The organism is Streptomyces canarius, assembly GCF_014650735.1.
GTDB classification, from domain to species: domain Bacteria; phylum Actinomycetota; class Actinomycetes; order Streptomycetales; family Streptomycetaceae; genus Streptomyces; species Streptomyces olivaceoviridis.
On sequence record NZ_BMVN01000062.1, the window covers coordinates 1 to 12,953 of the forward strand.

General features: G+C 70.5%; 17 protein-coding genes. 8 read left to right on the forward strand and 9 right to left on the reverse strand.

The features are described from left to right. Positions 1-26: 26 nt before the first annotated feature. The gene (locus tag IE294_RS41190) at positions 27-437 is read right to left on the reverse strand and encodes a hypothetical protein (protein WP_229917887.1); all 411 of its coding nucleotides are present in this window, start codon (positions 435-437) and stop codon (positions 27-29) included. A 1-nt stretch (position 438) separates the two neighbouring features. Here IE294_RS41190 and IE294_RS41195 point away from each other — a divergent pair, with 1 nt between their 5' ends. Continuing rightward, entirely contained in the window at positions 439-618 is a 180-nt protein-coding gene (locus IE294_RS41195; RefSeq protein WP_189894542.1) for a hypothetical protein, read from the forward strand. Between the two features lie 37 nt (positions 619-655). Here IE294_RS41195 and IE294_RS41200 read toward each other — a convergent pair whose 3' ends face one another. Beyond that, entirely contained in the window at positions 656-1,195 is a 540-nt protein-coding gene (locus tag IE294_RS41200) for a MarR family winged helix-turn-helix transcriptional regulator (protein ID WP_071384617.1), read from the reverse strand. Between the two features lie 68 nt (positions 1,196-1,263). Between IE294_RS41200 and IE294_RS41205 the strand changes: the two genes are divergently transcribed. Continuing rightward, positions 1,264-2,526 (forward strand): MFS transporter, encoded by a 1,263-nt coding sequence (locus IE294_RS41205; RefSeq protein ID WP_229917889.1) that lies wholly within the window; start codon positions 1,264-1,266, stop codon positions 2,524-2,526. A 369-nt stretch (positions 2,527-2,895) separates the two neighbouring features. Here IE294_RS41205 and IE294_RS41210 read toward each other — a convergent pair whose 3' ends face one another. Beyond that, positions 2,896-3,492 carry an HNH endonuclease gene (locus IE294_RS41210; RefSeq protein WP_306433525.1) on the reverse strand — a complete coding sequence of 199 codons (597 nt, stop codon included), beginning with the start codon at positions 3,490-3,492 and terminating at the stop codon, positions 2,896-2,898. Positions 3,493-3,494: 2 nt separating this feature from the next. Here IE294_RS41210 and IE294_RS41215 point away from each other — a divergent pair, with 2 nt between their 5' ends. Next, on the forward strand, positions 3,495-3,710 hold the full coding sequence (locus tag IE294_RS41215; protein ID WP_189894510.1) for a hypothetical protein: 216 nt from the start codon (positions 3,495-3,497) through the stop codon (positions 3,708-3,710). A 695-nt stretch (positions 3,711-4,405) separates the two neighbouring features. Here the strand turns inward: IE294_RS41215 and IE294_RS41220 are convergent. After that, positions 4,406-4,855, reverse strand: coding sequence for a hypothetical protein (locus IE294_RS41220; protein ID WP_373315941.1), 450 nt, complete (start codon positions 4,853-4,855; stop codon positions 4,406-4,408). Between the two features lie 201 nt (positions 4,856-5,056). Here IE294_RS41220 and IE294_RS41225 point away from each other — a divergent pair, with 201 nt between their 5' ends. Continuing rightward, positions 5,057-6,328 carry a sensor histidine kinase gene (locus IE294_RS41225; protein ID WP_189894512.1) on the forward strand — a complete coding sequence of 424 codons (1,272 nt, stop codon included), beginning with the start codon at positions 5,057-5,059 and terminating at the stop codon, positions 6,326-6,328. After that, positions 6,316-6,966: a response regulator transcription factor gene (locus IE294_RS41230; protein WP_014669982.1), complete on the forward strand. Its 651-nt coding sequence runs from the start codon at positions 6,316-6,318 to the stop codon at positions 6,964-6,966. Before IE294_RS41225 ends, IE294_RS41230 begins: the two co-directional genes overlap by 13 nt. A gap of 131 nt (positions 6,967-7,097) precedes the next feature. On the opposite strand, the gene IE294_RS41235 is transcribed toward IE294_RS41230, so the two are convergent. Together IE294_RS41235 and IE294_RS41240 are read right to left on the reverse strand one after the other, a co-directional pair. After that, positions 7,098-7,460, reverse strand: coding sequence for a nuclear transport factor 2 family protein (locus IE294_RS41235; RefSeq protein WP_229917891.1), 363 nt, complete (start codon positions 7,458-7,460; stop codon positions 7,098-7,100). Positions 7,461-7,498: 38 nt separating this feature from the next. Continuing rightward, positions 7,499-8,281, reverse strand: a complete 783-nt coding sequence (locus IE294_RS41240; RefSeq protein ID WP_189894513.1) for an SDR family oxidoreductase — start codon at positions 8,279-8,281, stop codon at positions 7,499-7,501. 102 nt (positions 8,282-8,383) lie between these two features. Here IE294_RS41240 and IE294_RS41245 point away from each other — a divergent pair, with 102 nt between their 5' ends. Beyond that, positions 8,384-8,908: a winged helix-turn-helix transcriptional regulator gene (locus tag IE294_RS41245; RefSeq protein WP_189894514.1), complete on the forward strand. Its 525-nt coding sequence runs from the start codon at positions 8,384-8,386 to the stop codon at positions 8,906-8,908. A gap of 227 nt (positions 8,909-9,135) precedes the next feature. On the opposite strand, the gene IE294_RS48345 is transcribed toward IE294_RS41245, so the two are convergent. From IE294_RS48345 to IE294_RS41260, 3 genes are all read right to left on the reverse strand, one after another. Then, entirely contained in the window at positions 9,136-9,426 is a 291-nt protein-coding gene (locus tag IE294_RS48345) for an ATP-dependent DNA ligase (protein ID WP_229917893.1), read from the reverse strand. A 143-nt stretch (positions 9,427-9,569) separates the two neighbouring features. Then, the gene (locus IE294_RS41255) at positions 9,570-10,568 is read right to left on the reverse strand and encodes an alpha/beta hydrolase (RefSeq protein WP_189894515.1); all 999 of its coding nucleotides are present in this window, start codon (positions 10,566-10,568) and stop codon (positions 9,570-9,572) included. A 100-nt stretch (positions 10,569-10,668) separates the two neighbouring features. Further along, complete coding sequence (locus tag IE294_RS41260) at positions 10,669-10,986, reverse strand: putative quinol monooxygenase (RefSeq protein WP_189894516.1); 318 nt, start codon at positions 10,984-10,986, stop codon at positions 10,669-10,671. A gap of 144 nt (positions 10,987-11,130) precedes the next feature. Between IE294_RS41260 and IE294_RS41265 the strand changes: the two genes are divergently transcribed. Together IE294_RS41265 and IE294_RS41270 are read left to right on the forward strand one after the other, a co-directional pair. Beyond that, positions 11,131-12,036, forward strand: coding sequence for an AraC family transcriptional regulator (locus IE294_RS41265; protein WP_189894517.1), 906 nt, complete (start codon positions 11,131-11,133; stop codon positions 12,034-12,036). 157 nt (positions 12,037-12,193) lie between these two features. Continuing rightward, complete coding sequence (locus IE294_RS41270) at positions 12,194-12,943, forward strand: SDR family oxidoreductase (protein ID WP_189894518.1); 750 nt, start codon at positions 12,194-12,196, stop codon at positions 12,941-12,943. Positions 12,944-12,953: the final 10 nt, after the last annotated feature.

Below are 12,953 nucleotides of genomic sequence, written 5' to 3' on the forward strand. Positions count from 1 at the left end.
GATCATGAGCACAGGCATCAGTACGGTCATGGGACGCGATTATGTCTGATGACGCCCGCACCGTCGGCCGGGCGCCGGGAGCGTTCCGGCTGAGTCACTTCTCGTAACCAGACCAGTTGATCTCGGTCAGCGACGGAACCGAACTGGGGAGACGGGGTGTCGTTCTTGCAGCCGGCCTGTTCGGCGACATCCCGCGCGAACTGAAGCATGATGTCCACCCCGACCTTGCGGGCTTCGGCCGCGGACAGGCCGCTTCCCTTCATCGGCCGCGCCAGCACATCGACCTTGATGTACCGGTCCCGCTTCATGTACGAGGGTGCCTGAGCAGGGAGAGCAGCGGTGCACTCGAAGAACACCACCTGCGAGGCCCTGAGGTAGTACGCGAGGACACCCAGGTCCATCCGGGTGCGGGGCACAGCAAGCCGGACCACACCCACCGTGAACTCACTGCACTATCTCGTCGACTTCAGCATCGCGACAGCCGCCGGCATCACCGCCGACTTCGTCAAGCGACTGCTCGACAAGCGAGACGACCACAGCGACTCGGAACCCGACGAGCCCGAAGACCGCGAAGACGCACCCACCCCGGCCAGGGTCTGCCCTGGGAAGACGTACTGAGACCTGACGGCGAGAAGCAACACCATCGACTCGGGGTTCACCGGTGGCGGCTGTCCGCCTCCGCCTGGATCAGCATCCGCTTGAGCAGGGCGCTGAGTGCGTCCTGCTCTGCCGGGTCGAGCGGGGCGACCATCGAGTCCTCCGCCTGCCCGCGCAGTTCCATCGCGGCCAGCCAGCGGGTGCGCCCCGCCTCGGTGAGCTCCACGTCCACCCGGCGTCGGTCCTGACTGCTGCGCACACGCCGCACCAGCCCTGACTGTTCCAGGGTGTCCAGACGGCCTGTCATGCCAGCAGGGGAAAGCATGAGTTCAGCCGCTAGCTCGGAGGGGGTGGCCCGCCCTGGGGCCTCGCGCGCGCCGAGCCGGTGCAGCGTGGCGAACTCGAACTCCTGCAGGCCAACCTCGGCCAGGGCGCGGTCTTTGGCTTGGCCGACATGCTTGGCCAGGAGCTGAATGCGGGTGATGATCCCCTCCACCCGCGCGTCGAACGGGGCCTTGCCGCGCCAGCGTGCAAGGTGCACGTCGACGGAGTCGTCCCCTTCTGCGGGCCGCTCCCGGCCCTGACTCTCGGTGTCCATGCCCTCAGTATGCTACGCCAACTTATATTTCGTTGCCAAATGATTAGCTGGCGAAATACTGTGCGTGTATGACGCAACCCATGCACCGACTGCTGGTCGGCCGTACCTGCGCGGCGCTGGCCACCGCGCTGATACCCACCACGCTCACGCTCGCGCTGCTTCGAGGACACGCCGCAGGCTCGACGGGTTCGGCAGGGGATCTGGGCCTGGTGCTGGCATGCGAACTGTTGCCCATGCTGGTGCTGCTGCCGGTCGCCGGCGTGCTGGCGGACCGCTTCCCGCCACAGCGGGTCGTGCTCGCTGCCGATCTACTCAGGGGCGCGGCGCAGACCGCGATCGGTGCGGAGCTGCTCTGCGGCCTGGTCCGGGTGCCCGACCTCGCCGTGCTCGCCGCGGTCACCGGCGCCGCGGTCGCCTTCGGCACCCCAGCGGTCCGCACCCTGGTCGCGGCGACCGTCGACGCCGACCAGCGGCTGCGGCTGAACTCTCGGCTGGACGTCGCCACCGGCCTGGCCCAGACCGCCGGCCCTGCTACGGCGGGGGGCATGATGCTGATGCTCGGCGCCGGCTGGTCCTCGCTCCTGACCGGCGCGCTCTTCATCGGCTCTGCGACCACCCTGGGCGGCCTGCACACCCGCCGGGCCACCAGGCCGGCCGACGGCGGCCACGCGGGGTTCCGGGCGCAGTTGCGCGAAGGCTGGACCGAGACTCGGCGCCACCGCTGGTTCCTCACCAATGTGCTGGGCCATGGAGTATGGCATCTGACGGCTGGCTTCCTGCTCACCCTGGGACCGCTGATCGCTGTCCGGAGCATGGGCGGTGACGGCGCGTGGGTCCTGGTGGCCCAGCTGGGGACCGTCGGCATGCTGGTCGGTGCTTTTGCCGCAGGACGGCTGCCGATGCGCCGCCCGCTGGTCGGCGTGGCCGTGGGCGCGGCCGTCTACGCGCTGCCGCTGGCGGCCTTCGGGCTGGGACTGGCGCTGCCCTGGGCGGCGTCTGCGTACTTCCTGGCGATGTTCGGTCTAGGAGTGCTCAGCCCGCTGTGGGAGACCGCCATCCAGCGCCGCATCCCGCAGGAGGTGCTCGGGCGGGTAGGCTCCTTCGACGCGCTGATCTCGTTTGCCGCCCGCCCGTTGGGCCTGGCCGTGGCCGTTCCGGTTGCCAACCTCCTCGGCACCTCGGCACCACTGCTGGCAGGTGCGGTGCTCGTGGCAGCGGCGAACCTGGCCGTGCTGCTGCTGCCCGAGGCATGGGAGCACCCGGAGCCGGTCACGGCACGGGGCGATGCCAGGCGCGAACCTGTGGCCGCGGCGGGCCAGGGTCAGCCGTAGGCTGGCTCCAGGGCAGCGGACGGCAGGTAACCGAAGGAATGCAGACCCGGTGCCGGCCCGCGCCGTTGCCTCGAAGAAGGCGCGCTGAGCACGGACCCGCGCCCGCGATCAGCTGCGCTGGCCCCTCAGTGGCCGGCGCTGGCGGCGGGCAAGGCGGCCTCCGGCCAGCCCGTCCCGGCCGGGAACCCAATCCACCAAGCGGGCAGGGTCAGCGGCAGCCGAACAGACCCCGACTCCTCCCCTGCCTCCTGGCCGTGGCGCTCCACTGGGCACCTGGGCCGGGCGAGGGATCAGCGAGCCGGTGTGATGGTGACGGTTACGTTCGGACAGTGGCCGAGGACCTCGGTGATCGCGGCCTGCTCGTGGGTGTCAACGCTCAGGGCCCAGCGCATCTTGGTGGCCACCCAGTCGGTGACGTACTGGCACCAGTAGCCGGCAGCCGGCGGCAGCCACGTGGACGGAGCCTGGGCGGCCTTGGACCGGTTTCGAGGCAGCCGACATCGCGATCAGCGCGCGCTCGTCACCGAGGTCGTTGGCGTACGCCTCACGTTCCTTCGCGCTCCAGTCGAGAGCGCCGGAGTCCCAGGCCTCGGCGAGCAGAACCAGGTGACCGATGTCCACACCGCCCGGCCCCTGGATGAAGCGGTCGTCATACGGCGAGAACCACGCTCCCCCGCTCAGCCGGCAGCTCGCCCCCTGCTCCGGGGCGACGACGGCTTCCGCCTCCAGCACCTCGGCGCAGGTGTTGCAGCCGTCCTTGTCGGCGTCGACCCAGTGCTTGAACTTCGTGCGCTCGTACCCGGTGCGGTCCTCGCTGCGCACCGGTAGCTGGGCGGGGGCGTCCTGGACGGGCAGGGTGACGGTATTCAGCGGCGCGGCGGGGGCCGGGGCGGCGTGCGCGGTCGTCGTGGCGAGGAAGGCGGCAAACACGGCGGCCACGGCAGCGGTGGTGCGGACCAGGCGCACGAATGGACGACCTGGACGAGGAGCTGCCGGTGCTCTCCTTCGCCGGACCCGGCGACTACCGGCTGCGCGTCCATGCCCGCGGCCGGGACACCGCCATCGACCTCACCCCGGAGGAGGTCACCGAGTGGTACCTCATCCAGGTATGGCCGGCACCGGCACGGGACGTGGCCGTACTGCGCCAGACCGACGCCTACGGAGCCTCCGTCCGAGCGCGCTGAGGGTGTCGCTCTCGCCCGTCCCCTACCTTGGCGACCGGCGGACCTTTCTCGACAGATGTACGAGCCCGTCGTGTACCGACGGCCGGGCATTTCACCGGGGGCCGTCGCCGACCAGCGGCAGCCGTGCAGCCGCTCGTACACGGCCGATTGGACACGGACCTCGGCATCGGAGACTGAAGCGCAAAGCCCCGGCCAGCGTGCTGGCCGGGGCTGAACCCGCAAGGGGTGTGATCGTGAAGGGCGGTCGCCTACGCGGCGAAAGGCAATGCGAGGCTTCAGCCGAACGATCGTCCTCGCATGCGATGGATGAGGCCCGGGGACACTGTTCCCTTCACCATCACGGCTGGTTCAACCACACCTGCCCGGCGAACATTCCCGCGTGCCTACAAGATCTCGGGATCTTCCCGGGCGTTGCACCGCTTGTTCTCCCCTCCTGGCGTGTTCACCCGACCGGGTAGGGCTGCCTCGCGGCGACGACGGGCTGCGCGCGGCGCCGGCGCGTGATGCCCGGTATGACGGCGTCGGCGCCGCGTTGGCCGCCGCCTGGTGGCTGGGCGACACGGCGCCCTGTCCGTAGGGCGGCGACCGCCCAGCGGGCCCGCGCCGGGATCGGGGCGACGGGGCGGTGGTGATGCGGTGCAGGGTGTTCTCCGGTGGATTGATGTGGTCCGTGGCATGTGGCTGGGCGGTCGGCGTCACGCGTGCCGGCTCAGCGCCCGCAGCGCCAGCCGGCCGCACAGCGCGGCGAGCGGCAGCTCGGCGCCGAGCGCCATGGCGACCGCGGTGGCGAAGTCGCCGCCCGGGGCCGCGGTCGTGGTGTCGAACCAGGCGTCCACCACAAGCAGCGTCGCGGTCGCGGCGGCTGCCAGGGCGTGCCGCCGGTCGCCGCGGGCGGCGAGGAGGCCGGTGGCGATCAGGCCGAGCGCCTCCAGCGTGTCGAGCCCGACCCAGGCGACCGGCCAGTGCGCCGCGGTCGCGGTGGCCGGCAGGCCGGTGGCCAGCACGTACAGCCAGGGCAGCAGGGCGAGCCCGCAGGCGACCAGCAGCCACCCGGCCCACCGCATGCCCCGCGCCGGGCGCGGCTCCTGCGCCTCTTCGTGGAGCGGGATGACCTCGGCGCGATCGAAGCCCTCTGCACCGGCCAATTCGTCATTGCCAAACACCAGTTGACGCATCGTCTTCTCCCGCGGCCCGTCGGCTCGTCCCTTCATGTGCTCCACCCTCCGCCGCACACGGGGGCGCCGTCGGTCACGCAGGGTTCCGACCCGAGGTGGAGAAAAGTGCACCCCCGAACCGGGCGGGAGCGTCATGGCACGGGGATGGCCTGCGGCTTTACCGTTTGACGCATGCAACTCACGACGTGGCTGCGGCTGGTGCTGGGCCGGCCGTTCCGCAGGGCGGGACACCGGACCGCGCTCGTCGCCGCCGGCCTGCCGCTCCACCTCGCCATGGTGCCGCTGTGGCTCTGGCTGCTCGGCACGATGGCGGCGTTGGTGCGCGCGCCCGGCGCGGTGGCCGTGACTCCGCTGCCCGTGCTGCTCACGCTCGTGGTGACACCCCTGCTGACCGCCGGGCAGCGGCGGCGCTACCGGGCGCTCGTCGGCAAGGACCTCCCGCGCCCCGCCGTACCCGGGCCGGGACGCAACTGGAAGTCGGCTGTGCGCCGGCTGACCGGCCGGGCCTTGTGGCGGCAGGTCTGCTACCACGCCGTGGCGGGTCCGCTGTTCGCCGTCCTGGACCTCGCCGTCCTCGCCGTCTGGGCCGCCGCTCTCGTGGCCGCCTCCATCTACGTGTGGATCTGGGCGCTGCCCCCGCAGTGGCGGGTCACCGACCTCGGGTACACCACGCAGGCCGCGTACATCACCGCCGGCGGCCTCGCCCTGCTGTTCCTCGGGCCCCGGCTGACCGGCGCTCTGGTGCGGCTGGAGACCCGGGCGGCCGAGGTCCTGCTCGGCCCCAGTCGCACGGAGAAGCTGGCCCGCCGGGTCGCCGACCTCGCCGAGAGCCGGGCCGGCGTGCTCGACGCCGCCGACGCCGAGCGGCGGCGGATCGAGCGCGACCTGCACGACGGCGCGCAGCAGCGCCTCGTCTCGCTCGCCGTCAACCTGGGCCTGGCCAGGGCCACCCTCGGCGACCTGCCGGCGGATGCCCGCAAGGTGATCGACGAGGCGCACCGCGAGGCGAAGGAGGCGATCGCCGAGCTGAACAACCTGGTGCGCGGCCTGCATCCGGCCGTCCTTGAGGACCGCGGCCTCGACGCCGCGCTGTCCGGGGTCGCCGCCCGCCTCCCGATCCCGGTGCGCGTGGCGGTGGACCTGCCGCAGCGCCCCTCACCCACAATCGAGGCCGTCGCGTACTTCGTGGTCTCCGAAGCCCTGACGAACGTGGTCAAACACGCCCAGGCGACCCGGGCGGACGTGACCGTGGAGCGGATCGGGGGGACACTGCTGGTGGTCGTCGCGGACGACGGAGCGGGCGGCGCGGATCTCGCGGCGGCCGGCGGCACCGGGCTCGCCGGGCTCTCCAAGCGCGTCGCGTCCGTCGACGGCACGTTCTCCTGCCGCAGCCCCGCCGGGGGCCCGACCGTCATCACCGTGGAGCTGCCGTGCGCGCCGTGATCGCCGAGGATTCCCTCTTGCTGCGCATCGGCGTGGTCAAGGTGCTGGAGGCGGCCGGTTTCGAGATGTGCGCGCAAGTCGCCGACGCAGAAGAGCTGCTGGCGGCCGTCGAGGAGCACCGGCCCGACATCGCCGTGGTCGACGTGCGCATGCCGCCCGGCTTCACCGACGAGGGAGTACGCGCCGCGCTGGTGATCCGCCGCCAGTACCCGCGTACCGCCGTGCTCCTGCTGTCGCAGTACGTGGAGGAGCGGTACGCCGCCGATCTGCTCGCCGCCAACACCTCGGGCGTCGGCTATCTGCTCAAGCAACGGGTCGCCGACGTCGAGGAGTTCGCCGAGGCGGTACGCCGGGTGGCGGCCGGCGGCACCGCGCTCGACCCGCAGGTCGTCGCGCAGCTGCTGGTGCGCCGGCACAGCGATCCGCTCGACCGGCTGACACCGCGGGAGCGGGAGGTGCTGGAGCTGATGGCGGGCGGCCGGTCCAACTCCGGCGTCGCCGCCGAGCTGGTCGTGAGCGAGAGCGCGGTCGCCAAGCACATCAACAGCATCTTCACCAAGCTCGACCTGCCCAAGGCCGACGCCGACCACCGCCGCGTCCTGGCGGTGCTGCGCTTCCTGGGCGTTGCGACCGCATAGTGCGCGATCACGGTGCGTATCGTCGCGACCACGGCTGTTGGGCATGCGCCCTGCACACTGCGGGCCGCGTCCGTGACGCGCCCGCAGTCACTTCCCCGGCCGACCGTGCGAGCGGCGGCCGGGGTAGGGGATCAGGGAGCGATGACCAGCCTGCTGATCAGTCCACCGTCGAGCGTGAAGTCGTAGCGGAGGTCGATCGTGTTGCCGGGGAAGTTGCCGTCGAGCCGCTGGGTGACGGTCCAGCGGTCCGGTCCGTCCTGCGCGGCCCCCAGATAGGTGGTGGTGTACGTGTACTCCGAGACGGCACGGTTCAGCCACCGCTCAATGGCGGGCAGGCCGTCGTACGTCTTCCCGTCGTCGGTGACCCGGGCCTCCGGCGTCATGAGTGCCGCCGACGCCGAGGCGTCTCCCGCGTTGTGCGCGGTGAGGTATTGGCGGATCACTCCGGGCAGGTCGTCCCGCTCCACCTGGGTGGAGGATGACGAGTCGGTCATGGCTGCCTCGCTTTCCATGGGTTTGATGCGTTACACGTTCAGAGGGTGGGGACGGTGCCGCCGTCGATGACGTATTCGGCGCCGACGATGGCCGACGCGCGGTCGGAGACGAGGAACGCCACGAGCTCGGCGACCTCCTCGGGCTGGTTAGGTCGGCCGAGGGGGATGCCGCCGAGGGAGTCCATCAGGGACGCCAGGGCGGAGTCGCGGTCGCCGGTGCGCTCGGCGATGCGGTCGATGAGGGCGTCCGCCGCCTCGGTGCGGATGAAGCCGGGCGCAACCGTGTTGACGCGTACGCCGTGCGGCGCGACCTGGTTGGCCAGGCCCTTGCTGTAGGCGGTCAGTGCCCCCTTGGCCGCCGCGTAGCCCAACGTGCCGTCCCACAAGGGCATGCGACGCTGGATGGAGGAGACGTGGACGACGGCCCCACGGCCCTGCGTGAGCATGCCGGGGATCAGTGCACGGTCCAGGCGGACCGCGGCGAGCAGATTCCGGTTGAGCTCCTGTTGCCAGATCTCCTCCGTCAGTACCTGGAAGCCGCCGGAGGGTGCGGCCGACCCGCCCAGCGTGTGGACCAGGATGTCCACGCCGCCCAGCCGCCGCTGCGTCTCGCTCGCGACCAGTTCCGCACCCTCGGGTGTGGTCAGATCGGCGCTGAGGAAGTCCTCCTCGGTCAGATCGGCAGGTCGGGTGCGGGCGGTGACCAGCACGGTCGCCCCCGCTGCACGGAGGCGTGCGGCGATCGCCGCCCCCGTGCCTTTGCTGCCGCCGGTGACCAGGGCGCGGCGGCCTTCGAGTGACGCGTCGATGACAGGAGGCATGCAGCGTGTCCGTTCCGGGGCACGCCGACGGCACACCCCTAATCACTGCTAAAATAGAAGCTAGTGACTTTCACTTTAGCAGTAACTCGGGAGGGTGCCATCATGGCGAGCCGGATCAGGCTGGAGGACCGCGAGTGTCCGCTGTCGACCACCGTGCAGCACGTGGGCGAGTGGTGGACGCTGTTGATCCTCCACGACGCCTTCGACGGGTACACGCGGTTCGACCAGTTCCAGCAGAGCCTCAACATCTCCACGAGCATGCTCACCGCGCGCCTGAAGACCCTGGTCGCGGACGGTCTGCTGGAACGGCGGCCCTACCAGACGAACCCGGTGCGCCACGAGTACGTACTCACCGAGCGGGGACGCTCCCTACGCCCTGTGATCGTCGCCCTGGCAGCCTGGGGCAACCAGCACCTGGCGCCGGAGGAGCGGTCGATGGTTCTGGTCGACGCCGCGACCGGTGAAGAGGCCGAACCGGTCGTCGTCGACGCACGCACCGGTCGGAGACTGGACGACAGCGAGGCGTTCGTCTTTACCGCGGGTCCGGCCGCCGGGCCGGGTATGCGCGCGCGGTACGCCGAACTGGGACGTGATCGGCGTGAGCCGGCGGCGAGGCCGCACATCTGAGCCGGGGGTCATCGTCCTCGGCGTCCCACCGCTCGGCACCTCGCGGGTGCCCCACCCGACGGAGAACCGGTGGCCCTGCCAAGGGTGCTCCGCGCCGCCCGGATGCAGGCCGCCGGCCTCCCGCCGGGCCGTCGCCGACATCGGTTCCGTCAGCGCGACGAACCGCAGCCGGCCCGACTCGTCGTAGCGGCCCAGCAGCAGCATCACCGGCGTGGCCACCCGGCCCGTCAACGAGGCGACGACCGCTTCCGCCCTCGCCCGGCCCGTACCTTGATCCAGCCCCGGCGGCCCGGCTGGTACTTCTGCGACAGGCCTTTCACCACGGCGCCCTCAATGCCGGCCGCGCCCCATGCCGGGTCAAGCCAGTCCTCGGCGGCCGCCCGGTCGGTAGTGGCCGGGCACACCACGAACGGCGCGGCCAGCACCCCCTGGGCGAACAGTGCTTCCAGTCGTGCCCGCCGTGCTCGGTAGGGCTCGTCAAGGAGCGGGCCGCCGGCCGTGTCGAGGACGTCGAACACGAAAAGCGAGCAGGTTCGCAGTTTCTTGGAGGGGAACGGGCGAGAACCCGCGCCCCGGTCATCCGCTTGGGGAGTTCTGACGCGCGGGTTCTGCAGGGTGATGGCGATTCTTGGCAATGGGTCCGACCACGTATCCGTGAAAGCTATGGCCGATCACCGTCGGCTGGAGTCAGCGGCGCTATGCGGTGCGGTTCGAGGAGTCGGGCGAGCCAGTCCGTGCGGGTTCGGCGTGCTGTGATCGAGATGTGTGCCTGCGGGTACAGGGCGTCGAAGCCGTGGAAGCCGCCCGCCCAGACGTGTAGTTCGACCTGGCCACCCACCGCCCAGATGCGAGTGGCGTAGTCGGTGTCCTCGTCACGGAAGACCTCTGCGGAGCCTGTGTCGATGTACGTGGTCGGCAGACCCGAGAGATCCTCGGCCAGCGCCGGCGAGATGTACTCGGACACCTCGGCGTCGGTGAGGTCGCCGAGGACCGAGTTCCATGCGAACGCGTTCATCTCACCGGTCCAGACGCCGGGCACGCCGGAGTACTGGCGGCTGGAGGTGCTGGTGTTGCGGTGGTCGAGCATGGGGCAGATCAGCATCTGCACGGCGATCGCCGGGCTGCGGAGGTCGCGGGCCAGCAGGGTGACGCCGGCGGCGAGGCCGCCTCCCGCGCTGGCGCCCGCGACGACGATCCGGGCGGGGTCGATGCCCAGTTCGGCGGCGTGATCAGCGACCCAGAGCAGTCCCTGGTAGCAGTCTTCGACCAGGGTGGCGCCGGTGGCCTCGGGTGCGAGCCGGTAGTCCACGGAGACCACAACCGCGCCGAACTCGTCGAGCCACTCCAGCGGTATGTCGATCTGCGAGAAGCGGTCGCCCATGACCATTCCGCCGCCGTGGATCCAGTAGACGCAGGGTGCGGCGGTGGTGCGATCGGTGTTCGCGGGGCTGAAGACGGACAGGGGGATGGGGGCACCGTCCTTGGCGGGCACGGTGATCTCCAGCCGGTCGACGTGCCGGTGGGCGAGGAGGGACTCGATGGACGTCGACGGGAGTCGGCGCAGTTGCGCGAGTACTTCTGGACCGAGCTGGGACATGAGGGGCATGTCGGCGAGCAGCTCACGCAGTTCGGGGTCAAGGGCAGGTCGTGCCGTGGTCATGGTGCTGCCTTTCGTGAGGTGGTGGCGAACGGTCGGGCGAGAAGAGGGCCGCTCGGCAGGGACCGAGGCGGCAGGAAGGACCAGGGGATCGATCGGCGGGTCAGAAGGTGGCCTTCCCGCGGACCGGCACGTAGTCGGTGTACTCGGGCTCCTTGGCCAGCAGTCCGTCGATCTGCGCCACGATGGCCTGAGCAGCCTCGCCGGCGAAGATCCGGTGGTGGTCCTCCTCGCTGGTCCAGCCCTCGGTGACGTGGACGACGTCGGGGTCGGACGCGGAACGGGAGACGAGGTAGACGACGCAGTGTTCGCTCGCGCCGGGGCTGCCCTCGTTCAGACCGGTCAGCAGCAAGTCGGCCAGCCGGTCTCCCATCCGGGGCCTGGCGGTCAGGGCGGCGTTGAAGCCGTAGTTGGCGATCACGGATTCCTTCTTCTGTGGTGATGGAATGAGGTGATCCCATTCAACCCATGTGACCTGCGAAAACGTTAGAACGATGCTCGCTCGCACTTGCACGATCCTCTCGGTCACGGGAGTCGAGGTGCCGAATGGTGCTGCAATGGAGGCATGTACCTCGAAGAGCTCCGCACCCTGCTGGCCCGGCATGCCCGGCCCGACTGGACCACCGCCATCGACGGCGTCCTCATCTCGAAGGTCGACCGGTCCGATCCGCCGTCGCCCTCGATGTCGGGCACGGTGCTGGCGGTCATCGCCCAGGGCGCCAAACGACTCGCTCTGGGCGACCGGGTGTACGAGTACGGCCCAGGGCAGTACCTGGTCGCCTCCGTCGACCTGCCCGTCACCGGACAGTTCACCCAGGCCGACCCCGAGCTGCCGGCGCTGGGGTTCGGTCTCGTGCTGGAACCGTCCGCCGTCGCCGAGTTGCTGCTGCAGGCCGGGCCCGGAGACACTCCTCGCTCCGACGGAGGCACACCGTCGGGGATCGCCGTCAGCGACGCTTCGGCCCCGTTGCTCGACGCGGTGGTCCGGCTGCTGCGCCTGCTGGACGAACCCTGCGACCGGGCTGTACTGGCCCCGCTGGTCAAACGCGAGATCCTGTGGCGCCTGATCACCGGCGAGCAGGGTGCGACGGTTCGCCAGCTCGGCCTGGCCGACAGCAGCCTCAGCCACGTCTCCCGGGCCGTGCGCTGGATTCGCGAGCACTACGCGCAGCCCTTCCGGGTCGAGGACGTGGCGCGGCTGTCCGGCATGAGCGTCTCCGCCTTTTACCGCAACTTCCAGGCGGTGACCGCGATGAGCCCCATCCAGTTCCAGAAGCAGATCAGGTTGCAGGAGGCCCGGCTGCTGCTCGCCACCCACCCAGGCGACGTCACCGGGGTCGGTCACCGCGTCGGCTATGACAACCCGTCACAGTTCAGCCGGGAATACCGCCGCCAGTTCGGCGCGCCGCCCAGCCGGGACGCCGCCCGCCTGCGCGATGCCGTGCGTGCCCCCGCCGGTGTCCTGCCCTGAGCGGGATGCAATCGCGGAGGAGGATTGTGCAAGGGCGAGCGAGGATAGTTCTACTATTTCCGCAGGTCAGAGCGATTCAATGGGATTACCAGTTCTTCTGCGGAGCAGGAAAGTGACTGCGCTCCGCGGATCCCATCACATCGCCGAGGGGCACAGCATGAAGACAGTTCTGATCACGGGTACGTCGTCCGGATACGGCCGGGCGACCGCCCTCCACTTCCACGCGCAGGGGTGGAACGTCATCGCCACGATGCGCACTCCCCGTGCGGGCGTCCTGCCCGAGTCGGACCGGCTCCGTGTCGTCGAACTCGACGTGACCAAGCCCGCGAGCATCACGGCCGCGCTTGAGGCGGCGGGACCCATCGACGTCCTGGTCAACAATGCGGGCGTCCCCTCGATCAGTGTGTTCGAGGGCACCCCCATGGCCCGGGTACGGGAGGTGTTCGAGACCAACACCTTCGGTGTGATGGCGACCTCGCAGGCGGTGCTGCCCCAGTTCCGCGAGCGCGGCTCCGGCGTGGTGGTCAACGTGACCTCCAGCGTGGTGCTGGGCCACATGCCGCTCTCAGCCGTCTACAAGGCGAGCAAGATGGCCATCGAGGGGTTCACCTCGTCCCTCGCGCTCGAACTCGCGCCGTTCGGTGTGCAGGCGAAGACGGTCGAGCCAGGCGCCTGCCTCACGACGAACTTCGCCACCAGAGCGACGAATGGCGCCTCACTGGACGAGCTGGTCCCGGTGCCCTATGCAGCGTGGGCGAAGAAGGCCATGGACTCCTTCACAGGCCAGGACCTGTTCACCAAGGAGACCGATGTCGCCGAGGCGGTGTGGCGAGCCGTGCACGACACGACCGGCCAGCTGCGATTCCCGGCCGGTCCCGACGCGGTCTGGCTCGCCCAGGCGAAGTGACCGACCAGCA

Bases quoted from the DNA above. Each gene is read 5' to 3' on its own strand.
- IE294_RS41200 (WP_071384617.1), bottom strand. From the start codon at position 1,195: ATGGACACCGAGAGTCAGGGCCGGGAGCGGCCCGCAGAAGGGGACGAC.
- IE294_RS41205 (WP_229917889.1), top strand. From the start codon at position 1,264: ATGACGCAACCCATGCACCGACTGCTGGTCGGCCGTACCTGCGCGGCG.
- IE294_RS41215 (WP_189894510.1), top strand. From the start codon at position 3,495: ATGGACGACCTGGACGAGGAGCTGCCGGTGCTCTCCTTCGCCGGACCC.
- IE294_RS41225 (WP_189894512.1), top strand. From the start codon at position 5,057: ATGCAACTCACGACGTGGCTGCGGCTGGTGCTGGGCCGGCCGTTCCGC.
- IE294_RS41235 (WP_229917891.1), bottom strand. From the start codon at position 7,460: ATGACCGACTCGTCATCCTCCACCCAGGTGGAGCGGGACGACCTGCCC.
- IE294_RS41240 (WP_189894513.1), bottom strand. From the start codon at position 8,281: ATGCCTCCTGTCATCGACGCGTCACTCGAAGGCCGCCGCGCCCTGGTC.
- IE294_RS41245 (WP_189894514.1), top strand. From the start codon at position 8,384: ATGGCGAGCCGGATCAGGCTGGAGGACCGCGAGTGTCCGCTGTCGACC.
- IE294_RS41255 (WP_189894515.1), bottom strand. From the start codon at position 10,568: ATGACCACGGCACGACCTGCCCTTGACCCCGAACTGCGTGAGCTGCTC.
- IE294_RS41265 (WP_189894517.1), top strand. From the start codon at position 11,131: ATGTACCTCGAAGAGCTCCGCACCCTGCTGGCCCGGCATGCCCGGCCC.
- IE294_RS41270 (WP_189894518.1), top strand. From the start codon at position 12,194: ATGAAGACAGTTCTGATCACGGGTACGTCGTCCGGATACGGCCGGGCG.